General features: G+C 40.9%; 33 protein-coding genes, 1 pseudogene and 1 other annotated feature. Of the genes and pseudogenes, 3 read left to right on the forward strand and 31 right to left on the reverse strand.

The window, feature by feature from the left end; genetic code table 11:
* Positions 1 to 9: 9 nt before the first annotated feature.
* The 4 genes from FZD51_RS10715 to csaA all read right to left on the reverse strand — a co-directional run bounded on the left by FZD51_RS10715 (position 10) and on the right by csaA (position 1,615).
* Positions 10 to 429, reverse strand: coding sequence for an SMI1/KNR4 family protein (locus tag FZD51_RS10715; protein WP_262380865.1), 420 nt, complete (start codon positions 427 to 429; stop codon positions 10 to 12).
* Between the two features lie 106 nt (positions 430 to 535).
* The gene (locus FZD51_RS10720; protein WP_262380866.1) at positions 536 to 763 is read right to left on the reverse strand and encodes an aminopeptidase; all 228 of its coding nucleotides are present in this window, start codon (positions 761 to 763) and stop codon (positions 536 to 538) included.
* A 52-nt stretch (positions 764 to 815) separates the two neighbouring features.
* The gene (locus FZD51_RS10725; RefSeq protein ID WP_094768762.1) at positions 816 to 1,181 is read right to left on the reverse strand and encodes a nuclear transport factor 2 family protein; all 366 of its coding nucleotides are present in this window, start codon (positions 1,179 to 1,181) and stop codon (positions 816 to 818) included.
* Positions 1,182 to 1,282: 101 nt separating this feature from the next.
* Positions 1,283 to 1,615 (reverse strand): chaperone CsaA, encoded by a 333-nt coding sequence (gene csaA / locus FZD51_RS10730; protein WP_094768824.1) that lies wholly within the window; start codon positions 1,613 to 1,615, stop codon positions 1,283 to 1,285.
* Between the two features lie 1,017 nt (positions 1,616 to 2,632).
* On the opposite strand from csaA, the gene FZD51_RS10735 reads away from it, so the two are divergent.
* Positions 2,633 to 3,346, forward strand: a complete 714-nt coding sequence (locus FZD51_RS10735) for a serine/threonine protein kinase (RefSeq protein WP_248139024.1) — start codon at positions 2,633 to 2,635, stop codon at positions 3,344 to 3,346.
* 13 nt (positions 3,347 to 3,359) lie between these two features.
* Here the strand turns inward: FZD51_RS10735 and FZD51_RS10740 are convergent, their stop codons facing one another.
* The 4 genes from FZD51_RS10740 to FZD51_RS10755 all read right to left on the reverse strand — a co-directional run bounded on the left by FZD51_RS10740 (position 3,360) and on the right by FZD51_RS10755 (position 6,361).
* On the reverse strand, positions 3,360 to 3,557 hold the full coding sequence (locus FZD51_RS10740) for a hypothetical protein (RefSeq protein ID WP_148974763.1): 198 nt from the start codon (positions 3,555 to 3,557) through the stop codon (positions 3,360 to 3,362).
* A 126-nt stretch (positions 3,558 to 3,683) separates the two neighbouring features.
* Complete coding sequence (locus FZD51_RS10745; RefSeq protein WP_094768759.1) at positions 3,684 to 4,235, reverse strand: PepSY domain-containing protein; 552 nt, start codon at positions 4,233 to 4,235, stop codon at positions 3,684 to 3,686.
* 96 nt (positions 4,236 to 4,331) lie between these two features.
* On the reverse strand, positions 4,332 to 5,672 hold the full coding sequence (locus tag FZD51_RS10750; protein ID WP_148974764.1) for a sensor histidine kinase: 1,341 nt from the start codon (positions 5,670 to 5,672) through the stop codon (positions 4,332 to 4,334).
* Positions 5,669 to 6,361, reverse strand: a complete 693-nt coding sequence (locus FZD51_RS10755; protein WP_094768757.1) for a response regulator transcription factor — start codon at positions 6,359 to 6,361, stop codon at positions 5,669 to 5,671. The genes FZD51_RS10750 and FZD51_RS10755 overlap by 4 nt, the downstream gene beginning before the upstream one ends.
* 237 nt (positions 6,362 to 6,598) lie before the next feature.
* On the opposite strand from FZD51_RS10755, the gene FZD51_RS10760 reads away from it, so the two are divergent.
* Positions 6,599 to 7,366, forward strand: coding sequence for an SDR family NAD(P)-dependent oxidoreductase (locus FZD51_RS10760; RefSeq protein ID WP_101551472.1), 768 nt, complete (start codon positions 6,599 to 6,601; stop codon positions 7,364 to 7,366).
* 297 nt (positions 7,367 to 7,663) lie between these two features.
* Here FZD51_RS10760 and FZD51_RS10765 read toward each other — a convergent pair whose 3' ends face one another.
* The 8 genes and pseudogenes from FZD51_RS10765 to FZD51_RS10800 all read right to left on the reverse strand — a co-directional run bounded on the left by FZD51_RS10765 (position 7,664) and on the right by FZD51_RS10800 (position 13,318).
* Positions 7,664 to 8,188 (reverse strand): hypothetical protein, encoded by a 525-nt coding sequence (locus FZD51_RS10765; RefSeq protein ID WP_262380867.1) that lies wholly within the window; start codon positions 8,186 to 8,188, stop codon positions 7,664 to 7,666.
* A 220-nt stretch (positions 8,189 to 8,408) separates the two neighbouring features.
* Positions 8,409 to 9,215, reverse strand: coding sequence for an aldo/keto reductase (locus FZD51_RS10770; RefSeq protein ID WP_148974766.1), 807 nt, complete (start codon positions 9,213 to 9,215; stop codon positions 8,409 to 8,411).
* 185 nt (positions 9,216 to 9,400) lie between these two features.
* On the reverse strand, positions 9,401 to 9,766 hold the full coding sequence (locus tag FZD51_RS10775; protein ID WP_148974767.1) for a hypothetical protein: 366 nt from the start codon (positions 9,764 to 9,766) through the stop codon (positions 9,401 to 9,403).
* A pseudogene (locus FZD51_RS10780) lies at positions 9,763 to 10,039 on the reverse strand (CPCC family cysteine-rich protein). Before FZD51_RS10780 ends, FZD51_RS10775 begins: the two are co-directional and overlap by 4 nt.
* Before the next feature lie 82 nt (positions 10,040 to 10,121).
* Positions 10,122 to 10,640, reverse strand: coding sequence for a GNAT family N-acetyltransferase (locus FZD51_RS10785; protein WP_148974769.1), 519 nt, complete (start codon positions 10,638 to 10,640; stop codon positions 10,122 to 10,124).
* Between the two features lie 52 nt (positions 10,641 to 10,692).
* Complete coding sequence (locus FZD51_RS10790; protein ID WP_148974770.1) at positions 10,693 to 11,256, reverse strand: GNAT family N-acetyltransferase; 564 nt, start codon at positions 11,254 to 11,256, stop codon at positions 10,693 to 10,695.
* A 456-nt stretch (positions 11,257 to 11,712) separates the two neighbouring features.
* Positions 11,713 to 12,663, reverse strand: a complete 951-nt coding sequence (locus FZD51_RS10795; RefSeq protein ID WP_148974771.1) for an MBL fold metallo-hydrolase — start codon at positions 12,661 to 12,663, stop codon at positions 11,713 to 11,715.
* 229 nt (positions 12,664 to 12,892) lie between these two features.
* Entirely contained in the window at positions 12,893 to 13,318 is a 426-nt protein-coding gene (locus tag FZD51_RS10800) for a hypothetical protein (protein WP_148974772.1), read from the reverse strand.
* Positions 13,319 to 13,615: 297 nt separating this feature from the next.
* Here FZD51_RS10800 and FZD51_RS26135 point away from each other — a divergent pair, with 297 nt between their 5' ends.
* Positions 13,616 to 13,765 carry a hypothetical protein gene (locus tag FZD51_RS26135; protein ID WP_170939526.1) on the forward strand — a complete coding sequence of 50 codons (150 nt, stop codon included), beginning with the start codon at positions 13,616 to 13,618 and terminating at the stop codon, positions 13,763 to 13,765.
* A 162-nt stretch (positions 13,766 to 13,927) separates the two neighbouring features.
* On the opposite strand, the gene FZD51_RS10805 is transcribed toward FZD51_RS26135, so the two are convergent.
* The 15 genes from FZD51_RS10805 to FZD51_RS10870 all read right to left on the reverse strand — a co-directional run bounded on the left by FZD51_RS10805 (position 13,928) and on the right by FZD51_RS10870 (position 26,283).
* The gene (locus tag FZD51_RS10805; RefSeq protein ID WP_148974773.1) at positions 13,928 to 14,485 is read right to left on the reverse strand and encodes a DUF5412 family protein; all 558 of its coding nucleotides are present in this window, start codon (positions 14,483 to 14,485) and stop codon (positions 13,928 to 13,930) included.
* Between the two features lie 108 nt (positions 14,486 to 14,593).
* Positions 14,594 to 15,205, reverse strand: coding sequence for a hypothetical protein (locus FZD51_RS10810; RefSeq protein WP_148974774.1), 612 nt, complete (start codon positions 15,203 to 15,205; stop codon positions 14,594 to 14,596).
* A gap of 104 nt (positions 15,206 to 15,309) precedes the next feature.
* Entirely contained in the window at positions 15,310 to 15,654 is a 345-nt protein-coding gene (locus FZD51_RS10815; RefSeq protein ID WP_148974775.1) for a DUF3139 domain-containing protein, read from the reverse strand.
* Positions 15,655 to 15,831: 177 nt separating this feature from the next.
* Positions 15,832 to 16,536, reverse strand: coding sequence for a potassium channel family protein (locus FZD51_RS10820; RefSeq protein WP_148974776.1), 705 nt, complete (start codon positions 16,534 to 16,536; stop codon positions 15,832 to 15,834).
* 82 nt (positions 16,537 to 16,618) lie between these two features.
* The gene (locus tag FZD51_RS26140; RefSeq protein ID WP_187445707.1) at positions 16,619 to 16,795 is read right to left on the reverse strand and encodes a hypothetical protein; all 177 of its coding nucleotides are present in this window, start codon (positions 16,793 to 16,795) and stop codon (positions 16,619 to 16,621) included.
* An 80-nt stretch (positions 16,796 to 16,875) separates the two neighbouring features.
* Positions 16,876 to 17,409 carry a dihydrofolate reductase family protein gene (locus FZD51_RS10825; RefSeq protein ID WP_187445716.1) on the reverse strand — a complete coding sequence of 178 codons (534 nt, stop codon included), beginning with the start codon at positions 17,407 to 17,409 and terminating at the stop codon, positions 16,876 to 16,878.
* Between the two features lie 232 nt (positions 17,410 to 17,641).
* Positions 17,642 to 18,331 (reverse strand): hypothetical protein, encoded by a 690-nt coding sequence (locus tag FZD51_RS10830; protein WP_262380868.1) that lies wholly within the window; start codon positions 18,329 to 18,331, stop codon positions 17,642 to 17,644.
* Positions 18,332 to 18,433: 102 nt separating this feature from the next.
* Positions 18,434 to 18,907, reverse strand: coding sequence for an 8-oxo-dGTP diphosphatase (locus FZD51_RS10835; protein ID WP_262380869.1), 474 nt, complete (start codon positions 18,905 to 18,907; stop codon positions 18,434 to 18,436).
* 376 nt (positions 18,908 to 19,283) lie between these two features.
* Complete coding sequence (locus FZD51_RS10840; RefSeq protein ID WP_148974778.1) at positions 19,284 to 20,282, reverse strand: tryptophan--tRNA ligase; 999 nt, start codon at positions 20,280 to 20,282, stop codon at positions 19,284 to 19,286.
* A 53-nt stretch (positions 20,283 to 20,335) separates the two neighbouring features.
* Positions 20,336 to 20,580, reverse strand: a binding site (T-box leader).
* A 115-nt stretch (positions 20,581 to 20,695) separates the two neighbouring features.
* Positions 20,696 to 21,745, reverse strand: a complete 1,050-nt coding sequence (locus FZD51_RS10845; RefSeq protein ID WP_148974779.1) for an NAD(P)/FAD-dependent oxidoreductase — start codon at positions 21,743 to 21,745, stop codon at positions 20,696 to 20,698.
* A 53-nt stretch (positions 21,746 to 21,798) separates the two neighbouring features.
* Positions 21,799 to 22,821 carry an ABC transporter substrate-binding protein gene (locus FZD51_RS10850; protein ID WP_148974780.1) on the reverse strand — a complete coding sequence of 341 codons (1,023 nt, stop codon included), beginning with the start codon at positions 22,819 to 22,821 and terminating at the stop codon, positions 21,799 to 21,801.
* 14 nt (positions 22,822 to 22,835) lie between these two features.
* Complete coding sequence (locus FZD51_RS10855) at positions 22,836 to 23,597, reverse strand: ABC transporter ATP-binding protein (RefSeq protein ID WP_148974781.1); 762 nt, start codon at positions 23,595 to 23,597, stop codon at positions 22,836 to 22,838.
* Positions 23,598 to 23,600: 3 nt separating this feature from the next.
* Entirely contained in the window at positions 23,601 to 24,671 is a 1,071-nt protein-coding gene (locus tag FZD51_RS10860) for a FecCD family ABC transporter permease (RefSeq protein WP_148974782.1), read from the reverse strand.
* 204 nt (positions 24,672 to 24,875) lie between these two features.
* On the reverse strand, positions 24,876 to 25,334 hold the full coding sequence (locus FZD51_RS10865) for a DinB family protein (protein WP_148974783.1): 459 nt from the start codon (positions 25,332 to 25,334) through the stop codon (positions 24,876 to 24,878).
* Positions 25,335 to 25,512: 178 nt separating this feature from the next.
* Entirely contained in the window at positions 25,513 to 26,283 is a 771-nt protein-coding gene (locus FZD51_RS10870) for a TerC family protein (protein WP_148974784.1), read from the reverse strand.
* Between the last annotated feature and the right edge of the window lie 127 nt (positions 26,284 to 26,410).

Consider the following 26,410-nt stretch of genomic DNA (forward strand, 5'->3'; position numbering starts at 1 on the left):
CAGGAAAATTCATACAGATATCTCCCCAATCATCCATCCTCTGATAAACTCCTCTAGAGATGAAGCTACTCTCCAACGACTGTCATCTTCATGGTTCCAGACATAAATATACTCTGTCTGAACCCTTCCATCTGCTATTAAATAGCCAAATAAGTCTCCATTCCCGGCATCAGAGAAAAATAAAAAGGTATCCAGAGGTTTCATAAAATCGCTTCGCTCATGAAGGATCCAAAAAAATAAATTTTCTTTAATCATCTGTTCTATGGACCAAACAAACGAAATTCCATAGTTCCCATAAACTCCGTTTGTTTCCTTGTATAATTCAGCCAACTTATCCGGCAATTCAACTTTTAGTTCCTTCTTAATTAAAGCGGTCTCCGCTTCCGTTGCAGGTGCTTTAAACTCACACTCTCTTGAAATACTTGTCAAATAATCTCTCCACATAATCAGCTGCTTAAACTGAATGAATATTTATTCTCTCCAGGATCTTATTTCTCCTTCTTACTTTCTGTTTTTTCATATAGTTATAGAAACCTTAAAATTGAAAATCCCCATCCTTCATTAACAAAACTTCAGTTCCATCTCCTTTAATGCCCACTACTTTCATATCTTCGGTACCAAAGGTCACATTGACTAACAAAAGTGAGGCATTCAGACCCGCGGCCTTCAGCTCTTCCTCAGATTGGCCAATGCCATTTTGAATATTGGAGGGAGAGGCATTTCCTATTCGAGAGGCCACGGGGACAGGTCCCGTGGCCCACATCTTTCAAAAAGAGCCAAGGGACCTGTCCCCTTGGCTCTTCCCTTGGTTCTTATCAAAACACACCATTTTCATTAGGAGAATCTTCCGGTACAGCCTGCCCCACATCCCATAACTCGGCGATCATGCTGTTATGGAAACGGAAGATATGTACAACCGCTCCTCCCAAGTCCTCCTCGTTTTGCTTAACATGGGAGTGGACAGCAACAATGTCATTCTCTTCAACAGCCCGCTTCACTTCAAGAGTCTTATGAGGATTTTGGGCAGCACTCTCTTCCATGGCAATCAAAAGCGACTCAGCATCCCCAGGGAAATAGGGGTTATGATGGCGGAAATCAGGACCGATATATTTATCGTATGCCTCTCGCACATTCCCCGCAGCAACCAATTGCAAAAACAATACTGCCTTCTCTTTATTCATCCTTAAACACCTTCCTATGCAGGTCAATTAAATATATCTATTTAATATAATTTAAGTTCAACAGAAGAAGCGTTAATCCTTTTTAATATGCTGCTGATTAATCAGGCAATCGATGTACCATTTTTCACAGGCCCATCAGGCTTCAAAAGCACTACATCACCCTCTTCTGGAACGCCGCCGATAACCAATACTTCAGATTTAAATCCTGCAATTCGGCGAGGGGGAAAATTTACAACTGCGGCTACTTGACAGCCCAATATTGTCTCTGGAGTATACCTTTTTGTTATCTGTGCACTAGATTGTTTAATTCCTAATTCTTCACCAAAATCAATCTCTAACTTAATTGCCGGCTTACGAGCCTCCGGAAAGGGTTCAGCACCTATTACAGTACCAATGCGAATATCCAGCTTTTGAAAATCCTCGATCGCTGCTATGGTCAAATTAATAACCTCCCATAAACTAAAGTGCATTTCCATTTCCAAAATACACCAATCTCTTTATTATTTCCCCGCCATCGTTTAGTATTCCTTCTTGAAATAGCTGCTTTTTCGCTTCATAAGGAATTCATCAAAAGGTTCCTAAAGTCCTGCCTGGATTAACGAACCCGATTGTATATAGCCATTTCATGCCAAAATTGGCGGGAACCATAAAGGAGCTTCCTCAGAAAGTTAAAAATTCATTTGGCGAAATAGGAATTAATCCTATTAAGTTTAAAAAATATAGGAAGTAGAACTGGCAATCATGAATGAAGACAAAGCTGTTCTGAGGCCGATTCCCGATTAAAAGCCTCTATCATTTTTTATGCGATTTTCCCCCAGCCTTAACTTAAATAAACAGCCGCCTCCTGCCTGTACAATGTTTCCGTCGGTAGTAGTAAGGGTGTGCTGTGCCGGGATTAAACCTCCGCATTAGGTATGAGGCTGGCTTTGTATTTATTGCCTTCTGCTGTACAAAACAGGTCCGTGCTGGTATGACGCAGGCAAGCGCTCGAAACTATTGAGTGCCTCTTCAAATTCGCCGCTAAAAACATGGTTTGCACTCATATACTTCTCCAAAGTATCACCAGAACATTGTGCGGTTCCACCTGCATTAAACTATCTTCCCATTCGCCGGCTATGAACTCTTACAAAAAGTCATGTTCTTGCAAAGTCCTAAATTATTTGATGGATTCTAATAAGTTTCTCTTATATAGCCCCGATAACCACATTGCCTTTAACCTGATAAAAACGTATTGTACAAGGAGAATAATTGGTTATGACCTTTTCAGTTTAATATGAGAATGATATTTTGTTAGTAGAGCATTCGGCTGTTTGAAAAGATAGACAGCATATGACTGTTTTTATTGACTATTATTACTGAGGGTCCAACCGGGGAGGAAAAATCCAATTTTGCGTGCAATCCGTAAGTTTTATCAGTTTTTTGCAGACAAACCTTTTAAAAAAGGAACAGTTTTGAATGATCGCTATGAGATTTTGAGTGTTATAGGAACGGGAAGCTACGGAATTGTCTACTTGTGCAGGGATATAGCTGCCGATGAAAACCGCGTGGTTAAACAGCTCCGCCCCAGTAAGGGCCGCAATAATAAAGATGTGGAGATGTTTGAAAAGGAAATCTCTGTTTTACAAAGGCTTGACCACAAAAACATCCCCAAGTTCTTTGAGGAATTCTCCTATAACAGATACTTGTTTTACGTCATGAGTTACATTGATGGAAAAAATGTGGAAGAACTTATCTTCTCAAAAAAGATTACTTTTAACGAACGGGAGTCCTTGCAGGTACTTTCTCAACTGCTTGAATTTGTAGAATATCTGCATAATAAAGACATTTACCATCAAGACCTTCGCATACCCAATGTACTGCTTAAAGACAAAGAACTATATTTGATCGACCTTGGCTTGGCCAAGTCACCCGCCAGGCAAGAGGATATCCCAGGGATGAAGCAGCAGGATTATTATGATCTTGGCGAAATACTCTTATTTTTGCTTTATACGACATACTCCTCCAAAAACAAAAAAGCCCTTCCATGGACAGAAGAGCTTTCTTTAGAAAAGGAGACAGTTTTTCTGCTAAAAAGGCTGCTGGAGATTGAGGAACCTTATTCTAATACCCGGGATATCAGAATTGATCTTCAAACAGCCCTAAAAGCGACGGAAAACCAACAGTAGCCTAGAGGAAGACTCAGCTGCTGCTTCTGCCCTTCCGTTTGTAATGGCGGCTTCCGCTCAACGGATTATGCTTATAGCGGCGGTCACTGCTGCTTCCTTTGTGATAATACCTTTTTCGATCACTGCTGCTGTTACGGCGGTAATGGTTATGCCTTCGTTCACTGCTGCCATGGGAAAGCTGCTTTATTTGCTTCATGATTTTTTTAAACATGATTGCCCTCTTTTCATTCCTATTTGAGCTTATTATTTTTTTCACTCTAACATAATGTAAAGACAAGCACTAATGATAACCGTATAATCCTTTTGCGAACGGCTCCTTTCAATAGCACTTTTATAGTTATGATTCAGTACTGACCATCAGAACCGAACCAGTCATGGCATCAATATGGACATTATATTCTCTCTTACCTTCTTCGATCTCGAGCTCATAAATCAAGCGCCGCTCCTCGTCATCCAGTTCAATTTCTTTAACATTTCCTTTGACTTCTTCCAATGCTAATTTAATTGCTTCTTCAGGCGTGATGCCAGGAGCAGTGGAAGCAGCCGCAGCTGATTCTACAGAAACAGGGCTGTTCGCAGAAGCCTCCAGATATTTCTTTTCTCTGCGTAGGATTTCTCCATTTGAAGCGTCCATTTCTATTTCCTCATAGCTGCCTTCCGTTTTAACTGCCATTTCAATGGTGGAAGGGCTGCCGAACTCCCAATCCCATTCTCTTGCAAAACTCAGCACTTCCCCATCATTGTCTCGCACCAAGGCTTCCGCTTCCTTCTGCGTAATTTCACCCATCTTTTCGGCGGCAAAATAAATCCCGACGCCAATCACGGCAGCCGCAAAAACGCCGGCAAAGCCCAAAATCCATTTTTTATATTTCATTAATACTTCTTTCATTTCCCTTCAGCCTCCATTCGTTATCGTACCTTTAAGATATCCGACGAAAATGAAAGGAAGATGAAATGAACATTAAAAACAGATGAAAAATGAAGTTTAGAGCGTAATTGTCACCTGGGTTCCTTTGTTTTCTTCACTCGTAATGGAAATTTCCCCACCGAGGCTGTGGATCAGTTCCCTGGCAATGGATAATCCCAGGCCGCTGCCTCCTGTTTCTCTTGAACGGGAAGAATCGACCCGGTAAAATCGGTCAAACACGTATGGCAGATCCTTTTCCGGTATTCCGATTCCTTCATCATCCACTGTAATACGGACCTGGCCTTTATCATCCTGGTCAACATAAATCGCTACATCACCTTGGCTGTATTTAATGCTATTATCCAATAAAATGATAAGGACTTGTTCAAACTTTTCCTTGTGGATAAAAGCCGTAATTTCCCTTTTGGCTGAATCCACATGGACAAAACGTTTCTTTGTCTCGGTAAAGATGCGGGCAATTTTCTCACAGAATGCTACTAATTCAACCTGTTCATCCGGCGAAATTTTCTGCTCATCGAGTGCCGCGATATCCAATAGCTGACCCGTCAACCGCTTCATTCTAAGCGCTTCATGGTGAATGCTTTCGGCCGCCTGTTTTTGCATTTTAGGGTCACTGATATCCCTGCGTTTCAATAAATTGGCATAGCTTTCAATCACTGTGATCGGTGTTTTCAATTCATGTGAGGCATCAGAAACAAATCGCTGCTGCTTGTGCTGGTTCTCTTTCAGCCGTTCAATCATCCTATTAAAGACAAGGCCCATTTGCTGAAGCTCATCCTTTGATTCTTTTTCAAATACAATAGTTTGGAACCTTCCGCTCTCTTCAATTTCACTCATTGTTCTGCTCATGAGAGCAATGGGCTTAAGGATCAGGCGGGAGAGCCATTTCCCGGCCAATATGGAAAACATAATGATGATTAATGAGGCACCGCCGAGCACATAGAGCAATCGCAGTGTGTTTTCCCATAGATCTTCCAGGCTGTGGACAATTTCAACTATTCCTTCCTGTTCACCATCTGCAGTTATAGGCTCCTGATATCGAAGAATAAACCCTCCCTTGACGTTTTTGATGCTGAAGTCTTCACTTCCCGCCCCTTCGATCTCCAGCTGTCTATAATCTTCTTCATCAGAATACACGCTGATCACTTGACCCTGTGGAGAAATAATGCGCAGCATTCCATCGTCCGGCGTATAGGGCTCCAATAACCCAGACTGCCCGTTCGGCAATTGCCCGATGGGGTTATTTTGGACAAAAAGCGAGGCCTGCTCTTCAAGAACATCCCTTTCACGGTCCAGTGATATCCAGAAAAACATGATGGCGACCAGCAGACTCAGCAATACAAGCATGGCAATCAGAAACAGGCTGGAATACCATTGAATCTTTGTCTGGATCCTCATTTCCCCGGCTCCTTCATGCTGTAGCCAACACCTCGATAAGTATGGAGAATGGGATCTGTCTGCTTTAGATCCAGCTTCCTCCGCAGGTGACGGACATACACATCAACCACATTCGTTTCTCCATGATGGTCGTATCCCCATACGTTCAGGATAATCTGCTCCCGGGTCAGAACCAGGTTTTTATTTTCCATTAAGTAGGCAAGAAGGTCGAATTCACGGGAGGTCAATTCAACGGGCTTTCCATCCCGATAGGCTTCCCGTGTTCCTTTTTCAAGGCGGATGCCGGCAAGCTCGATTACCTCCTGAGTATGATCATTATTAACCTGTGTTAAGCGAAGTGCCGCTCTGATCCGCGCAAAGAGCTCATCAATATCAAACGGCTTTGTGATATAATCATTCGCACCCTGGTCCAGTCCGTTTACTTTATCCCTTGTCGCAGTTCTCGCCGTCAGCATAATGACCGGGGTATCCTTATTTACTTTACGAAAATGCTGCAGCACTCCGATGCCATCCAGTTTCGGCAGCATGACGTCCAGCAGGATTACATCCCATCCACCCTGCAGCGCAAGCTCCAGCCCCGTTTGCCCGTCATAGGCAGATACCGTTTCATAGCCTTCATAGGAAAGTTCCAGTGTTAAAATATGCGCGATTTGTTTTTCGTCTTCAACAATCAAAATCTTCTTCTTCATTTCTTTCCTACCTCCAGTATCTTCAGTGTACCTTATAACGATTAAAAACAGATTAAAAGGGCCGGGAATTTAGATAACTTTCAACTTAACAGAGCCTCCCTTTCCCTGAAGCCACAGGGACAGGTCCCATGGCTCAAAAAGAGCCAAGGGACCTGTCCCCTTGGTTCATTTGCTTTTTGGTTAATGTTAACAGTAAGATAAGTATGAATTGTGAAATATTTTGAAGGGGGAATTCTCATGAAGTATACGGTGATTACAGGTGCCAGCTCAGGAATTGGATACGAAGCGGCGCTTGCATTTGCTTCACGCAATAAAAATGTCATTGTGACTGCAAGGCGGGAAGATCAGCTGCATAAGCTAAAAGCAGAAATCCACAACATAAACGCCGATCTGGATGTGGTAATTCTACCGGCAGATCTATCTGAAAGCGAAAATGTTCATTCATTATATGAGAGTCTAAAAGAATACGATATTGAAACCTGGATCAATAACGCCGGTTTCGGAAACAGTGCCCCCGTTGCCGAACAGAATGTACAAAAGATTGAAAAGATGCTCAGAGTCAATATTGAAGCACTCACAACCCTTTCCACTTTATACACACATGATTATTCTCAAAAGGCAGGCACCCAATTAATCAACGTGGCTTCTGATGTAGGCTATAGAATGGTACCAAACGGGGTGACGTATGCTGCTACTAAGTTTTATGTGAGTGCATTTACAGAAGGGCTCGCCCAGGAACTTCAGGATCAGGGAGCTGCCATGAAAGTAAAAGTGCTTGCGCCGGCTATGACAGAAACTGAATTTGTTATAAACGCTCGCGAAATAGATGAATTCAGCTACCGTGACAACGTGCAAAAATACCATACCGCCCGGGAAATGGCCGGATTCATGCTGGACCTTTATGATAGTGAGAAAACGGTTGGAAAAGTAAATAGCGAGAGTTATGAATTTGAACTGCTGGATCCTATTTATCCTTATACTTCACGCCGGCCGGCTTCCGATTGAGAAGGCCACTGGGAAAGGTCCCACGGGCTAGTCTAGAAAAGAGCCAGGGGGCCTGTCCCCTTGGTTACTTTTTTTGTTTCAGCGTTTCTTAACGAAAAACACGATAGCCGCAGTGAGTATAACCATGATTGATAAAAGAACATATGGCAAAACCCCTGTATAAAGCTCTAAATGTCTCATCTCTGGCCTTACAATTTTCTCCACTTTGGTATCACTCCTTTAGATAACCTCTTTTCATACGAAAAAAAGATCTGACCAATTCACATTCACATCTTAAACATTTCTGCATTTAGCTTATTATTCTATATTCATAACAATTTCTAGTCCTGTTGGCTTTTCCTTAAAGGTGTCGCTATACTCTTTAAAGACTATCTTTGTATTGGAAATATCGTCAGGCAATGGCGGAGAAACAATGAAGCTGTATGTAAAATGCCCTGTTGAGCCGCCACCACGAGACTGCCAGCAATCGTATTGCTCTCCTAAAAACACCTCAAAACTATTATGATGATGCCGGCCAATTGGCGAATCATCCGGCTCGTCCCAATCGATATGCAGCTGGATAACGCTGGCATTCTCGTACTGCCGAATAACGGTTATGGAATATATCCGATCATCTTTTTCTACCGATTTTAGAACCGAGAGGTGTTTTCTGAATCCAGCCGGTTCAATACGCGGTTTGAAGAAATCGTATATTCTCATTCCCCCGAATAACGCCTTCAAATACTCTTCATAGAGATCATATTTTATAGCCCAGTTAGAGATAAAATGATCAGACGGAGTCCCTGGGTTATCGTTTGAAATATCCCTCCGCTGTTTCAGCAAAGAACAGATTTGTTCATCTACTTTGCTTAACCGTTCATCGTAAAAATCGGCTGGTGGCTCAAATGGCGTTCGTTTAATTTTAATCGCCTCCTCATTAACTTATTTTACCATATATTAACAATAAGGTAGTTGCCTTTTTTTGAAATGGCAGCTGAATTGCTCAAAATAAATCAAAATCCCAGCAATATTATTCATATTACCAGGATAAAGGACTAAGCAATTATAGATTTTCTATCTTTTCTATATCCTCCGCAGTCAATTCAAAATCGAAAAGTTCCAGATTGGACGCTTGATTTTCTCGTTTGTGAGATTTGGGGATAACAATCACACCGCGTTGGATTTGGTATTTTAATAAAACTTGTGCACCGGATTTATGATAGATCTTACCGATTTCATCCAAAGCTTCCTTTTGGCGGGCTTCTGCTTTCATAGGTCCCCAGGCAACAGGCGTAATTTCCTCGTCTTTTAATACGGCAAGGAGATTTTTGTTGGGTTCTTTTAAATTGATTTGTATCTGATTAACAGCCGGCTTTACTTTGGCGAATTTTTTCAATTCTTCCAGATGATTTTTTTCAAAGTTTGAAACACCGATTGCTTTTAATTTGCCCGCTTCGTAATATTCTTCAAAGACTTCCCAAGTGTTTTTAAGCTGTACTTTGTCCTCGATAGGGAAGTGAATAAGAAGCAGGTCAAGATAGTCTGTCTGGAAATTTTTCAGACTATTATCAATAGCTGCCCGGGTAGCTTCCTTTGAAGAAATATATTCTTCACTGGCTGGAATTTTGGTCGTAATGAAAAACTCTTCCCGAGGCACTTTGCTTTCTGCTAACACACTTCCGACAAGCTTTTCGTTTCGATACATGATGGCTGCGTCTATGGAACGGTAACCCAGCTCAATTGCGGATGCCAGTTCAGGTATTTCGTTTGTTAAAGCCCCGTTATAATCGTTGTTTTCTTTTCCATACGTATTTGTACCTGTCCCTACTATAGGCATTTCAAGCCCATTATTAAGTGTTATGTATTCCATATTTTTAAGCACTCCCTCTGTCTATTACTTTACTTATATCATATCAAATTATGGAATTTTCAAAAAGTAATATGAAAGAAGGCATCATGCCTCTGGCTATCGTTTTCCTTGATCGGAATAAGCTTCAGCAGCAGTATCGGTTAGTGAGCGATCTGAACCCTGAGCACCCAATAGCCTAGCAACGATTAACCTTCAATCTGTTTTAAATATGGTATTTCCTCTCCATCAACATTTGCAATATATGCTGGAGTATCTGTTTCATATATTTTAGTTCCAACAGGTAATATATTTGCCGTACCGTTTTTAAAACTGCGGGCCTTATCTGTTATTTTAGTTATCTCTCCAATTTGTTCACCTAATTGATATTCCAGATCAGAAACCCAATCAACATCTTGGGCATTAGAATACACAATTCCATCCAGAAGAAATATATCAGCACTATCATCGCTAAGAAAGTCCTTTGGAGCCGGATTGTCAATAAGACCGTTATTGCATCCCACTAAGAAAATACACAACATACTTATAGGAAATAAGATTTTTGTGAATTTCATATGATGCCTCCTTGTGTGAATAAGTGCTTCCAGTTAGGATCTCTCTTATCTTGTGAATTTGGTTCTCTAACATTTTTAACAAATCCCAGTTCACAAGCACCATATCTAATAAAGTTTTTTTGTGCTTCAATTAGAGTCACTTTATTAGCACCTGTTTCAAGCTCATTTTCTTTTTGAAATGGGTCGTCCTCCCAATAACAGATTTCGCAGATATCATAGTCACCTTCGCTGTCCAATTTTATAACCACAGCAAGGGCATGTATTTTTGTTCATAAGACACCTCTCTAAACTTCTTGTTATAAAGAACGATTCGCTTCTTATCCTCACTGTATCTTTAGATCCTGCGATTGCTTACCTACAAAAGTTTTTGCATGCGAATTCTTGGAACAGTACCTTCCTCTTCTACCCCCAGAGAGTTAAAGCCCTGCTTTTTATAAAATCTTATAGCTCTCTTGTTGGCAGCTGATACCCTTAATTGGTATTCATTGATATTATTTTCTTGAAAAAAATGTTCCGCATACTCAATTAGTTGAGATCCATATCCTAAACCACGATATGCTGGTATTAAGTAGAATAGGTTTACATAGCCAATCTGTTTATTATCAATATGCTTAATTTGCATTTCAATCTGTCCGACTGGTTTATCGCCATTTTCCACAAGAACAATCCCACCTGGAAATTTAACAAGCCTTGTCTCAATCTTCTTCAGGTAACTTTTATTATCGCCGAATAAATAATCGTCCCCAAAACTGATAACATAAGAATCTCTTCGGAATTTAATTATTGTTTCTGCATCTCTTGATAGGTCAATGCTGCGAAAGGATAGCAAAACTAATTCAACCCCTTTAAATCTTTTATAGAAATACTGCTTCATTTGGAATTTTTCTCAAATAAAAGCCTCTGTTACTTTAAATTTGGTCACAGGCTTACTTTATTATGGAATATAAACAAGTGTCTCTCAGCTCGCTGCCATCTGCGGATAAATCATCATTTCTTAAAGTACCTTCTAATACAAACCCAAGTTTTTCTGCAATAGCACGACTTTTAAAGTTCGTTGGTTCACACCTTATTTCGATTCTTCTCAATTTGATATAATTCAGACCAAAATCTGCTAATTTCTTTACTGCTTCTAACATATATCCATTGCCGCTGAATTTTGTATTTATCCAATACCCAATTTCAGATTTGGGAATATTCCAGTCAATAGCTTCAAGGCTCGTTATTCCTATGAAATCATTACTCTCTTTATCGAAGATAAGAAAACGAAAACTATCCCTCTTCAAAAAATTTATATGAGCATTTCTTAAGTTAATCTCTGTTTCTTCAACATCCGGAAGTTCCTGAGCAAACGGCAGCCAAGGTTTTAATTCATTAAAGGATTCTCGAATTGCCTGGTTTACAATTTTACCGTCACCTATATGAAGTGGTGCTCGAAGAATAAGCCTGTCTGTTTCTAATTGTAAAGGAACCTCTAACAATAAAGGATTCATTGAATTTTTCCCCCTTTGGATCTTAAAATTCAAAGTGCAAAATAGTACAACAAAAAAACTCTCACACCTCTAAGAAATGATTCTTGAGGACGAGAGTCATAACTTCGTGGTACCACCTCAGTTTGTTAATATATCACCATATCAACCTATTCAGGTACTTTCATAACCTATCATTCAATCTGAAGGGTCCGTCTTACTATCCCTAATTTTCATTAGAGTGATAGCAGCTCTATGCTATCTCATTAATTTCAACAAACAGGAACTCTCAATAGTTATCCACTTGTTAACTACTACTCTTCTCGTCAACGCTATTCCATATTGAATTTTCTAGAAATTATATCTTTCTTCATAGCAATTGTCAAAATTTTCCTTGGTTAAATGAACCTGCTTCTATTATGTAATAAGAAAAGCTGTATGGTTTGGCAGCTGATCTGGAGCATAAGCACCCTGAATTTCTTATTTAATATTTAATTTGAGTTCGTTGAAAATAGTTTTTAAATTTCGCTTATACCCATCTATACCTGTCCAAGCTGAATATTCTTCAGGTGTTTCTAAAGCTAAGATTTGTTCCAATTGTTGCCCTTTTTCCAAAGCTAGACTTACCCTATCATTAAGGTGATGCAAATATTTTAACATTACATCTATATGGCTTTTTGTTACTAACTTCCCGTGACCAGGAACGATTCTTTGGATATCCAGCTTTGAGATTTTTGTTAAGTTATCAATAAATGCTTGGGAATTGTGAATCGGAGGGTGAAGATTCTCTAGTACGATATCACCCATAAATGCAATTTTCTCTTCGGTTAAATATAGAAAAGCGTCACTAGGAGTATGTCCTCCCCCAAAACAGTAACACTCAATTTTTCGAGTGCTGCCGTGAATAACCAACTTATTTTCAAAAGTCAAATTAGGAAGCACAATATAAAGTTCCGGAATTGACTCGTAGACTTTTGACATTTCTTTCAATTGAATTTTAATGCTTATTTGTAAAACTGGATTACCCTCAAGCTCCAGTCTCTCCTCCAAATGATTTAGATATTGCATCATTTCTTCCATCTCTTTATAAGGATCAAGAATAATATTTTTGCTTTCATGTAAATCCCTTGTTTTTAACGTCGAGATAATTGTTGCATCTTTGAATATCTGATTTCCAAAAGTGTGATCTCCGTGATAATGGCTATTAAAAACATACTTAATTTCCTTTTGTGTAATGTCTTCTGCTACTTTTCGTAGTTCTCTAGCAGCATTGGGGGTAGTAAAGGTATCAAAAACAACCACTTCATTGCCGATATCAATAAATCCTGAATTTCCCATTGCACCTTCACCTTGTTGGGCAATCGCTGCATATACACCTTCAGACAGTTTCTCCAGCGAGAAATAAGGGGTTTGAATTTTACTATTGGACATTCTTTCTCTCCTAAAGTTTATTGGTGAAATATGTAAAGCAATTACATAATAATTCTCACTTTCTTAGTAATTTCCTTCTTTAACACTCCCGCTCTTTTTTAAAAAAGAAAAGCCGCCTGATTGGCAGCCGATTTAGCATAAGCATCTGCAGTTTAATTGTATTTCTTTTACAACTGTAATCCAAAATTGATCTGAAACGCCGCTGTTCAAACAAAGTATTATTTAGAACTTATCCTGACAAATGGCTGTACTCTAATATTTCTACTTTAAATCCATGACTGCAACCAATTTTAGGACTATCACAAGATGGTAATACCCTAACTTTAACAAGGTCATGTGCATAGTTGCCGAGTGTGCTACTTCCTTCTGGAACTTGAATATTTATGGAAATATCATAAGAATGATTATTATTGTAAACAATACCGACGATTCTTTGGAACTGCCACCCAAAGATCGCTTCATCATTGCCTGAATACTCCTGCGTCACTTTTTTATCAATTGAGGGAAATACAATATCCTTAATAATGTCTTCTGGAGTGACATACCAATCTTCTGCATAAGGTTTAATTACCTTGGGTTCGGAAGGTTTAGCATTAACAAAATCACCACTTGTAAGTATAAATAAAATAGTGAAAAGAACGATCACTTTCCTCATGAAAGTCACTCCCATATTTTTCAATAGATTTCCCATCGCAATTAGATGCTATGCACTAATACCCGCCTTTGGCCGGCATATGTTATCTCATATACTTAACTTCATTACAGAAGGCTGCCCTCTTTTGTGAGATAAGAAAGGTATCTGGCTTACCAGCCATCCAAAACATAAGCAGCTGTTATCCGGAAAAATTGAATTGAGTATCAACAGTCAACTGCTCCGACTCCTCGATTTTTTGAATAAAAATAAGCATCAAGAGCAATATATTATTGCAACTAAAAGAAGGTGGTGGTATTGATGCATCGTGATAATAATTTGTTGGGCATAGGAATTATGGCAATTCTTTTAACAACTATATACACAGCAATTTTATCTTCAATGCTTATGAAAACCAAAGAACGGGTTGATTATATTTATCATAAGGAACGTTCAAGAAAAGATGCTTAAATTGGCGATGATTGCATCGCCTTTTCAACAGAATAAGCATCTTATCTCTACTACGTATTACAAGCGTAAAGTGAGAACTATCCAGAACGTCATTTCTGCCTCATAAGTTACATAAGAAGAGCTGCCTGGTTTGGCAGCAGCTGAACCGGAACATAGAAGATATTAGTTTTGGTAGCAAGTCTCAAATTCGTCTTTCATTAGCAGACTTTTACAAGCCAATCCATTTTCGTGATAAATTTCTCTGCCGATTTTTAACTTGATGCTTCTATTTGAATTTGGATATTCTGGATCGTTATTGAGAATATGCAGGGTGTCTTCATCGATCCATTTCATTGAAAAGTCACTTTTTGCATCAGCATAATAAACAGTTTGAACATTATTTTTCTTGTTTTTGTTTGTGATTTCAACCCAGACGTTAACACCGCCTGCCGCGCCGCCATATGGTTCATAAAAAGCAGCAGCAGTAAGTTCTTTATTGGGTGATGTGACAGATCCAGGTCCCGTTTGGACATTGTCTCTGTCAATTTTACTAAAGGTAAAAAAGTACGTTTCATACATATATATTGAAGAAACCAAAATAACCCCAGCCAATACTGCTATCAGTAATTTATTAGGGAAACGTTTCTTTTTGACAAAAACATTTATGATTTTGGCACATAGAATCACCAATAATATAGTAGCAGCGACACATGCTAAGAAACCAGATAACATTAAATTCATAATCCCCCTGCTTTAATTACTATACTCTCCAAGCAAACTAAAAATAAAGAAATCCTCCCTATTATGCCAGCTGATCTTGAGCATAGCCTTTGTTAGTTAAATAGCACTTCACTTTACAAATTCAGTTTTTATCAGGTAAACAACATCATATTCTTCTAGCTCACTTAAATGACCATCAGCATTATTATAAAATTCAGAAGTGAGTGAACTCATATTAGCATCATCATCATTATCCGAGTAACATATGCTTGCCAACACTGCTTCTCCTTCAGTCGGGGTGATCTCTCCCTGAAAGCTCCCCCAAACACTTGACATACTATCCAATACAGTTGAGTTCTCATCGAAACCAATTGCTGAACCTGTGCTGCCGTTGCTGGTGACTCCGATATTAAATAAAAGCTGCTTCTGATTATCATTTGTTTTTGAAGTTGCAAAGATTATGGAGCCACTTTTCGCTACCGGTGCAGTCAATTTGTTTATTTGATCATCAGCCAATGTACCTGCTTCATATTTTTCAATCCACACAGAGGCTTCCTTATATTCACTATCTATGCTGAAATCAAATACAAATGATCGATCCGCTGTGGTGGCAAGAATGGCATTTTCTCTTTCTGTTGGTTCAGCAACGGAAAGAGTATTTGATTGAGGATTGTTATCATCACAAGCATTTAGAGAGATTGCCAGAAGGACTATTCCTAGTAATGTAGATATACTTTTCATTTTTACTTCCCCCTTTTTTCAAAAAAAAAGCCATAGGGACAGGCTCCATGGCTCAGTCTCAAATGACACAAGGAAGCTGCTCCCTTGGTTTAATCAGGAATCTGTCAATCATTATCCAAGCTGTCATGTTTACCTTCCTGCACTCCGCCCTCCATACCTTGATTAGATTTAATAATATTATAGACACGTACTTTTTTATTTTCCTTATCATAAATATAGCTGTATCGTACATCCAACTCATCTTCATATATAACTTCTGCCATATATCTGCCCATTTTCCAATCATAAGCCAACTCTATTGAACTAATTAATGGAGCATCTTCTCTAGCATTTAAATAGCTAGATACTTGATCCCTAGTTTGATTTTTCGGTAATTGAAACACAGCTAAAAATACTCCTAAAAGTATTATTAAAACCAATGAGAGTGAAATAATAATGTTTTTCTTCAATTTGTCCCCTCAGTGGAATTATTTTACTTTGTTAGATATATTCTAGCATATGCTGATGCCATAGGGACAGGTCCCCTTGCTTCTATGAAAAGAAAAAGCCGCCTGAATTTGGGATGCCAAGGGGACAGGTCCCGTGGCCCAGCTCCAAAAAGGAGCCAAGGGACCTGTCCCCTTGGCTCATCCGTCTTTCTTCTTCATGCTTTCTAACTTTTGAATCAGTAAATCAATCTCATTATTGGTAAGGGAAGAGTGATTATCGATGTTTTCTCTTACATTTCTTAATTCCTCCGGCAATTCCCTATCTCTGGAAAAAAAGGATGCGACCATTCCAGTGATAACTCCGATCAGCCCAATGCCTACAAACATTAGAAAGGAAGCAATTATTCTCCCCACCGTTGTTTGAGGATATAAGTCCCCATACCCTACAGTTGTTGTGGTAACAATTGACCACCAGAGCGCATCCTCAAAGGATTCAAAGCTAGGTTCTATCCAATACATTGGTATAGCACTTAAGAACAGAAGAGACACTACTACTACAAATATTCGATCCACCTGATATTTTTCCGTTAAGATTCCCAAAAATGAATCCTTTCTTTTTAACAATACTACCAATCTCAATAACCCAATCACTCGTACCAATCTTAACGTCCTGAATAGCTGATCAATTGGAATGATTGCCAGTAATTCTAAAGGGTGTTTCTTCACATAATCCCATTTATCCTGACTAACTAGTAAACGGACGATGTAATCAATAAAAAAAAGTCCCCAAATAAACCAGGATAATATCCTAGCCTGGTCAATTGGTAATTTTACAACCAAAGAAAAGATAATTAAGCCTGCCAATATAATTTCATATGAGAAATACACAATCTTCTTATTCATGCTTATCCCCCCAAAGAGGAAAAATTAACAACTAACTCAGAGGTTCAATTCTAACATATGCCACGGGGACAGGTCCCATGGCTCATTCTTTCTTTTTAATTATGATCAGTTTTGACATCACAAAATGACCAACTGCAATAGTTAGTAATAGGTCTCTGTACGGCTCATTTACACCACCCATATAATAGGCAGCAATATTGAAAAACATAAATGATATTATGAGTAACCCGAGAACATAATACTCCATTTTCACTTCCATTGTTTTCCCCCTTAAATATGCCAGGGGGTCAGGTCCCGTGGCCCAGTCTCAAAATGAGCCAAGGGACCTGTCCCCTTGGCTCACTTTTCTACTGTGTAATGTATTTCAACAAATTGGTTAAAAGTTCGGGTCCCTTTAAGTTTTAAGTCCAGCTCATAATCGCCGGATTTAAATAATGGAATTCCATCTCCGATGATGGCAGGAGCAATTGTGATAAACAGTTCATCGAGTAATTCTTCTTTCAAAAACGTGTGTAACAATTCTCCGCCGCCAACTACCCAAATATTTTTTCCTTCTTCTTTTTTAAGGCTATTGGCGAAATCTACAATACCTTCGTTCACAAACTTAACATCAGCTGTATCTTCTAATTGAGATCTGGAAAAGACGTAACAGTCTTTATTTTTATATGGGAATTGACCTTTTTCGTGTTTCATTATCCAGTCATATGTTCTTTTGCCCATTATGATTGTGTCAATTTCTTCATAAAATTCCGAGTAGCCATTATCACCTTCACCCTCAACTTTGAATAACCAATCTAATGAGTCTTCTTTTGTTGCAATGTAACCATCCAAGCTTTGAGCAATAAAGAGTACTATGTTCCGCGGATTCTTCATCATACACCTTCCTAACTATGGAGAGATTTGTCCCATATTATTTTAACAGCAAGACACTTGATTTAAACTGCACCTTTTATAGAATAAGGATTCAATAAAAAAGGCGGTTATCCTTCCTCCGATTAACCCGCCTGTTACATTAAAATATAGTTCTGCTCTTTGTTCTTTTTATTATTATCAGTTTTGACATCACAAAGTGACTTGCCACAGGGACAGACCCCCTGGCTCAGTTTTAAAAAGAGCCACGGGACCTGTCCCCTTGGCTCACAAAATATATTGATCCATACTGATACATACGATCCCGGTATTCATATTCAATGACAATGCTGCCTGCAAAAGCACCTGGAGACAGCTGGGGATACAATACAGCATAAAGTTTATTATCTCTTATTTCGTACTTAATGATGCTGCCAAAGTTTATCCCTGGAAATATGGTATGGGGCAAAAGCTTCAACTTTTTAACATCAATTTGATAAGACTTTTGTCCAATCGTTATCACTGCTTTGTTTTTTGTTAAGCTTGATTTTATATTCTTATTTACAATTGCCATTGGGTTGTCAACCAGTACTTCTCTCAACGGCTGACCATTTACATGAAAGACAGCCACTTCTTGCTCTAAGACGCCTGTACCATAACCTTTGGTCAGGATAATAATCAGTTCTTTCTTTTTATCACCATTAATATCATCGTAATGGATTTCAGGGGCGTAAGTGGGATTGGATACATTTATCCAGAAAGGCCTGGAATACTCACTTCCCTGAAAATTCAACTTAAAGTCGTAAAAAAGACCATCCCTCTCTATGGCATGCAAAGTGATGCTGTCTGATTTGGCGACTATAATATGTTTTGGTTCTGCTGCTCCAGCTTCATTTGATAAGCTCACTAAGAGTATAGACAATAAGAAAAATACTACTCTCTTCAATAGCCCTCACCTCGTTTTTAGCATTCCCAAATTGTTAGCCAAGGGGACAGACCCCGTGGCCCAGCTTCAAAAAAAAGCCAAGGGACCTGTCCCCTTGGCTCTTCATGTTCTCTTAATCATAATGGCCACCGGCCCATTCCTCTCCTCATCCCAAACCGTCTGAATCTCAAATGTCCCCGGCTCGAAAAACAAATCAAATCTCATTTTGATATCTTCCTGCATCGGCAAATTTTTTGCATCTTTTATGCTGATCCAATGCAGCTCCCCTTCCGGCGGATTCTCCAGCAGTTCGCCCTCAAAGTCCTTCGTCCAATAATTCATCATCATATACCGCTCATTTTTCACCGGATTCACAAACTCCGAAATCCCCTTAAATACAAGATTGCTCACTTCAAGGCCGGTTTCTTCCCTGACCTCCCGGATTGCTCCATCAGTAAAGCTCTCCGGGAATTCCACTCGCCCGCCCGGCGGAAGAAAGCCCTTAAAGTGGTCATGCTGCCTGTCCAGCAGCAGCACTTTATCTCCATCCTGAATCATCACAACTGTCCAGATTTTATAGGTTATTTGAATCTCCAAACTATCTCCTCATTTCGTGCCGGGGGGTCAGGTCCCCTGGCCCAGCCTAAAAGTGAGCCAAGGGACCTGACCCCCTGGTTCATTTTCTGCGGATTAACATGTACACTAAGGTTCCCCCAGCTAAAAATAGACCTGTGCCCAAGAGAACTTTTACATAAGACACTCCAGCTGCAGCTGTATCATAGCTGGTCTCTCTGCTTTCAAGCACTGACCACCAATCATTCTCTGTGGAAAAATAGATGCCCATGAACAGCCATGTAAGAAAGGTGAAAAGAGTAAGTAGAAATACGATGATTTTAGTTCCCAAGGCAACCTCCAAAGAAATCAATTATCGGCATTGTACAGCAGGGAAGTTAGAATCCAGCTGGTTAAACAGTTATACAGTGAACCCTATTTTCCTCTTAATTTCTTTTAAAAACGGTGCACTGACAGCCCTGGCTTTTTCTGCTCCCTCCTGCAAAATCTTATCAACTGTTTCCGGTGAGGACATTAGTTCTCTATATTTCTCGCGAGGCTCCTCCATGAACCGATTCATTGCATAGAAGAGCTCCTTTTTCACTTCTCCCCAGCCGATGCCCTTTTGATATTCAGCTCTCATATTTTTAACCTCAACTTCAGAAGCGAATTCTTTATACAGCATAAATAATACGGAAGACTGCAGATCCTTCGGCGCCTCTGGCGGCAGTGAATTTGTTTTGATTTTGTTGATAAGTTTCTGCAGCTTGCCCGGCTCCTCAAAAAGAGGAATTGTATTTTTGTAGCTTTTGCTCATTTTCCGGCCATCCAAGCCTGGCAGCACTGCTGCATCATCTTGAATTTTATACTCTGGCAGCAGAAATGTTTCGCCATAATGATGATTAAAGCTTTCTGCAATATCCCTGGCAATCTCAATATGCTGGATCTGATCCTTCCCGACAGGAACAACCTCTGTCTTGAACATCAAAATATCTGCAGCCATCAGGACCGGATAGTTGAACAAACCCATATTCACACCGAAGTCAGCATCTTTCCCAGCAATCTTATTGGCTTCAACAGCGGCTTTATAGGCGTGGGCACGGTTCATAAGCCCTTTGGATGCAAAACAGCTTAATATCCAGCTGAGCTCAAAGATTTCAGGAATGTCTGATTGCCGGTAAAAAATCACCTTGTCAGGATCCAGTCCCAATGCCAGCCATGTTGCAGCAATCCCATATGATAATTGGCTGAACTCCGCCCCATCATGGATTTTGGTCAGGCCATGATAGTCGGCGACAAAATAAGCGGCTCTGTACTCCCCTGAATCAGCAAGCTCTAATGCAGGCTTGATCGCCCCGATATAATTCCCTAAATGAATCTGCCCAGTAGGCTTTATCCCCGTTAAAATCGTTTTCCCCATAATGCCTCCCCCTAGTTTAAAGTTGGATGAAATACAAAAAGGGCTACCCCTCCAAAAAGGACGAGTAACCCGTGGTGCCACCTTCATTCGTTCACAATAAGTAAACGCACTTATCCATACTGAAACCAATTGTTTCAATACTTAGCCTCTTGTAACGGTAAGGCGCTCCGCCGGACCTACTAGCAGTTCAGCCCGGAAGCTCAGAAGCCCATTCAGCATTCTTCCTGTACTGATTCGCACCAAACATCAGCTCTCTGCCACACTCTTAATGCCTACTATTCTTCATCATCGCTCTCCAATAATTAAAATCAATTGTAAAATATGGATATTGGGAGGTCAAGACTTATTTCGAGCCGGGGGGACAGACACACTGGCCCAGCCACAAAAAGAGCCACCGGACCTGTCCCCTTGGCTTACTTAATCAATTGTGCTACAAGATTGCGGTTGCGGTTTCTGAAAATATCATTATGCGAGGAGACCACGCCATAGCCGGCGGCGTCCGGCTGGATAAATTGCTTTGCTTTGTTGACGGCATTGACGGCATCCTGGAAAGCGCCGGCTATCAGATGTACCTTTCCGTCAAATCCAAGAATATCACCGGCGGCATACAGACCCGGAACAGAAGTTTCACTGTAAGAATTTCCTGCTATATAATATTCATTGGCCATCTCGATTGGCAGATCGCTTTCTTCCAGCAGCCTCTTTTCACGGATGAAACCATGATTTACTACCACTTCATCCACATCAACAATTGAAACCTCTCCTGTTAAAAGGTTCTTCAATTCTACCTGTCTAATGGCATCACGATTAGAGTCGGCGGCAAGCCTCGTAATCTCTGTATGAAAGAAGCAGTCCACAGAGCTATTTAAGAGCTGTGACACTTGAGCTTCGTGAGCATTAAAACTATCTTTTCGATACGTAACATATACCTTCTTGGCGATTGGTTCAAGCTCGTTCGCCCAGTCGACTGCTGTGTGTCCGCCGCCTGAAATGAGCACTGTTTTATCTTTAAATCTTTTTAAAGATTTAATTGTATAATTTAAATTAGCAATTTCATATTTCTCTGCCCCATCCAGCTCCAGCTTTTGAGGGTTTAATATCCCACCGCCAATTGCAATAATGACTGTCTTGGAAAAGTGCTTTTCACCAGATCCAGTCTCCAGGACGAAATGTGCATCTTCCATTTTTGAAATTGAAATAACCTTTTCCCCTAAAACGATCTCCGGATTGAATGTCATAGCCTGCTCAATCATCTGCTCAATTAACTTTTCTCCCGAAACCGGCGGCATTCCTCCGATATCCCATATCATTTTTTCAGGATAGACATGCACTTTCCCGCCTAATTGTTCCTGATATTCAATGACCTTTACCTTCATTTCCCGCAAGCCGCTGTAAAAAGTAGAAAATAGCCCCGCAGGTCCTCCGCCGATAACGGTTACATCGCAAAGTTCATTAGAGTCCATATATGGCGCTCCCTTCAATTTTTCCTGAATAAGATGTTTTATCCTCGGTTCTATCACTTGAATAAATCCTGATACATCTCTTTTGCCAGCAGCTCCATCCCATCAATGGAATTGTAGCCGTAGCCAAACATATAATTGTAATCCACCGCATATATTTGCTTATTTTTGATGGCTTTCATGCTTGTAAGCTTCGGATTATTATAAATGCCTTCTTTTACCTTTTCGGCATTGGCAGGATCTTTATCTACCCATGTCGGAATGATCAATACATCCGGATCAGCTTCTATCAGCATTTCAATGCTGACTTCTCCTGACTCCTCTTTAAACACATTGTCCAGTTTGATCATGTTAAAAACATCGTTAAAGAAAGATTCCTTGTTGGCTGCATACACGCTCAGTTCATCAGGATCAGTTGTATGCAGATAGGCAAAGGTTTTTTCTTCTTTAATTTCAGCCAGGCTGGATGCAATCTTATCTTCTTTCTCCTTCAGCTTTTCTATAAAACTCTCAGCTTTCTCCTGGACATTGAAGATGTCGCCTAAGTTTTCAATATCTTTATAAATTGAATCATAGGTTGCCCCGGTAACTGACGATTCAAGCACATATGTTTCGATGCCCATCTCGTTAAGCGAATCAACAGTCCCGACACCCCAGTCAGCATTATCAAACAAACCGCCCCGGCCATAGACCAAGTCAGGATCGGTCCCTAAAGTAACCTCTTTGCCAACATACGTGTCGCTCAATATATTCAATTCAGCATACTCTGCTTCTACCTCTTTATCCGGCGCGCCAAAACTCGCACCGACAGCAGCAATTTTGTCCTTTAAGCCCAGATGCAGGAGAAGCTCAGCTGCAGGCCTCGTATTTGCCATGACCCGTTCAGGCGCCTTATCAAATACTTGATCCTTCTTTTCCCAGACGGCCCCTCCCTCTGACTTCGTAACATTTTGCACAGTGAGCGGATAGTGCTTTTCTTTTTGCGGTTCCTCTGCAGAGCTGGTTTTAGCCGTTCCCCCGCAGGCTGTCAGCGTTACCATGGCCGCTAATCCCAATCCAAGCAGCAATCTCTTTTTCATCTTTAGTTTCCTCCTCATATTCCGTATGCAAAACCCAGTCCGTTTGTAATCGGATTGATATAGGTTTGGCATTTTATTTGATAGAGCGCTTCAATCGTTTCTGGTGTCAGCACCTCTGCCGGGGTGCCATGCGCATATACTTCACCATCTTTGATGGCATACAGATAATCACAATAATGGGCTGCCATCTCCAGATCATGCAGTGCGGCCAGCACCCCGATATTCAGTTCCTTTACACAGTTCAGAATTTCAATCTGGTACCGGATATCCAGATGATTCGTAGGTTCGTCCAGAATCATGAATCTTGGCTGCTGTGCAATTGTTCTAGCAAGTATGACCCGCTGCTTTTCGCCGCCTGATAAAGATAAATAGCTGCGATATTTGTAGTCTGTTAAATTCGTACGCCTTAGAGCCTCTTCAACAATTTCATAATCCGGCTGCTTATCTGATTCCAGCATTTTTTTATGAGGGGTTCTCCCCAGCATGACCATTTGCAGCACAGTCAGGTCAAAGTTCATTTCATTGAACTGGCTCACCACACCCATCTGCTGGGAAATCTTTTTCTGGGGTGTTTTTAATACATTCAAATCATCGAGCATGATGGAACCTGTGTGAGGAATGAGGCTTTTATAAATGCTTTTCAGCAGCGTTGACTTGCCGCATCCATTTGGGCCGATAAGGCCTACAAACTGCTTCTTTTTGACTTGAATAGAGATATTCTTGACGACTTCTTTCTTGCCGATTCTTGCAGACATTTCCTTCACAGCCAATTCCATATACTACCCTCCAAAGTTGTAGCCTTTTTTGACAATCATATAAATGAAAAGGGGGGAACCGATGACGGATGTAATGATCCCGATAGGCAGCTCTGTGTTATGTATCAGTATTCTAGAAAGGATATCAGCCCATATTAGGAATAGTCCCCCCACAAGGAATGTCCCCAGCATTAGCCGCTTATGGTCAGCGCCAAATATCCCGCGGCAGATATGGGGGATAATAAGTCCCACAAACCCAATCATCCCTGCATATGCAACCAATGTTCCTGTGATGAGTGCGGTGGCAATCATGTACAGCTTCCGGTATCCGCTTAAGTTAATGCCCAGGGTAATGGCAGCTTCATCACCCAGCAGCATAGTATTCAAGACCCGATGCTGAAAAAGGAACAAACTGCATCCGGCAAGAATGACTGCTGCCATAATAGGTATCTTCGTCCAGCTTGCTGAAGCCAGACTTCCCATGGACCAAAAGGTAACGGCCTTGATTCCTTCAGCATCATTGGCAAAGTAGATGATGAGACTGGAAAATGAACCGCATAAAGCCCCAATCACCACCCCTGAAAGTACGAGTTTCACTGCAGTTGCCTTACCGCCTATGCTGGATAAAACCAAGACGCCAACAGTCGTGACCATCGCCCCGGCAAAAGCGCTGAATGCCACCCCAAATTGAGATAAAAATGTACCGCTCCCGAATCCAATCAGTATGGCAAATGTTGCGCCAAGAGAAGCCCCGGATGAAATGCCCAGGATGTAAGGGTCAGCCAGCGGATTTTGAACAACTGCCTGCATGACTGCCCCGCACAGTGATAGCCCTATCCCGATAAGAAGCGCAAATATAACCCGTGGCATCCTGACCTGCAAAATAATATTTAAATAAGACTCGCTGTCAATATTAGCCAGTGATCCCAGTTTCCCATTGCTCAGCGCATGCAATACTATGTCCATCGATTGGCTGAAAGGAATACTAACCTGGCCAACTGACACAGAATATACTGCTGACAGTATGATGGCGCACAGCAATAGAAAGATAATGGGAATGTAGAAATTCTGCCTCCAAATTCTGTCTGTACTCATATTGCTTATGTTTTCACCTCCATCTTACAAATAAACAAGAATGATAATCATTATTAATGATAATGATTATCATTCTTGTTTATTCTAAGTTATCAGGAAAATAAATACAACAATTATTTAGAAAAAGATGACAATTTAAGAGCCAGGGGGTCAGGTCCCGTGGCCATCCACAAAAAAAAGAGCCAAGGGACCTGTCCCCTTGGCTCAAAGCCACTTCCGAATATCCATAATAGCCTGCAGATGCATGCCTTCATGGAAAATCGTCCTGATCAGCACTTGTTCGATTGTCCGCATTCCCATTTCTGTTGGCGGATATTCTTCTTCAAGGCGGTGGCCATAGGCTTTCCTCAGGCTTGTTGGCTGCTGTCTCAGCAGGTCCTTAAGTTCATCAAATGATGGTGTTTCATCAGTAAAATCAGCAGGTGTTGAGCCATAGCCAAACCAGGTGCGGAATGCTTCCGGCACTGGTGATTTTTCCTTCGTCAGCGCTTCGATCCATAAATATTGGTCCAGATAAATATGCCCCATATTCCATCTGATGTTATTGCGGAATTTATCGGGAACAATCTCTGCCTGACCGGCGGTTATTCCTTCTAGCACAAGCAGAATATCTTCCCTGTAAGCTTGCAGCTGGGTGAAAAGATTTTCGTGGCGGTCATTCATTTTTTGAACTCCTTCTTATAATGACTTCCACCATAAGTTCCACAAAACATGGCGCCAATCCTTCTTGAAAAAAGAGCCAGGGGGACAGACCCCGTGGCCCAGCCTGCAAAAAGAGCCACAGGGACAGACCCCATGGCCCAAACACAAAAAGAGCCAGGGGACCTGTCCCCTTGGCTCTTTATAATGTTTCGGTGTTCGTTTTCTTCTGCGGTGCAAACCATCCAAGGAGGGCTATTGCGATCAGTATCCCGTAGAAGACCAGTGTCCAGCCTGTGCTGTGCGGAAAGTGGTGATCGAGTACGCCGATATCTTCATGTGCAAGTGTGATGACAGCAAGCTTGACTCCGACCCACGCTACAATGGCATAGGCGGTTGTTTCAAGTGCCGGGCGTTTCGCAAGCAGCTGCACAAACCAGGTTGCGGCAAACTTGATTAAGACCAATCCAGCGATTCCTCCAAGAACTACGACAATGAATTGTCCGCCGTCCATGCCGCCGAAATCATCGAGCGGTGAATCAGGCAGTCCCAGCGCAAGCGCGACTGCTGCAAGGATCGAGTCAATTGCAAATGCCAAATCGGCTAATGCAATTTTCCCTACCGTCGGCCAAAATCCCTTGCCGCGGGACTCTTCTTTCAGATCCTCGCGGTTATGTTCGTTGTCTTTCCCAAACTTCGCTTTAATCACATGCTTCAATCCCAGGTAAAGCAGGTAAGCCGCCCCGATTGCCTGTATCTGCCATACGTTGGCAATGAATGAAATGGCAAAAAGCGCGATAAAACGAAAGGCAAATGCCATAATGATTCCGTAGTTGATAGCTCTTTTCTTCTCTTCCTCAGGCAGATGCTTCGCGATGACAGCCAGCACAAGCGCATTGTCCGCAGAAAGCAGGCCCTCCAATCCAATCAATATCAGTAATGCCCATGCATATTCAAGCCATATGCCCTCCATAAAAACACTCCTTTCAGCAACAATACATTTCCTGTAGATTTCCCTGATAAGACAGTTTATAACCATTTAAACAAAGATTAATAAATTCTTTTTAAAATTATCCTCTCAATGTGTACAATAATTCCAT

Origin of the sequence: Bacillus infantis (genome assembly GCF_008180445.1) — a bacterium.
Taxonomy (GTDB): domain Bacteria; phylum Bacillota; class Bacilli; order Bacillales; family Cytobacillaceae; genus Bacillus_AB; species Bacillus_AB infantis_B.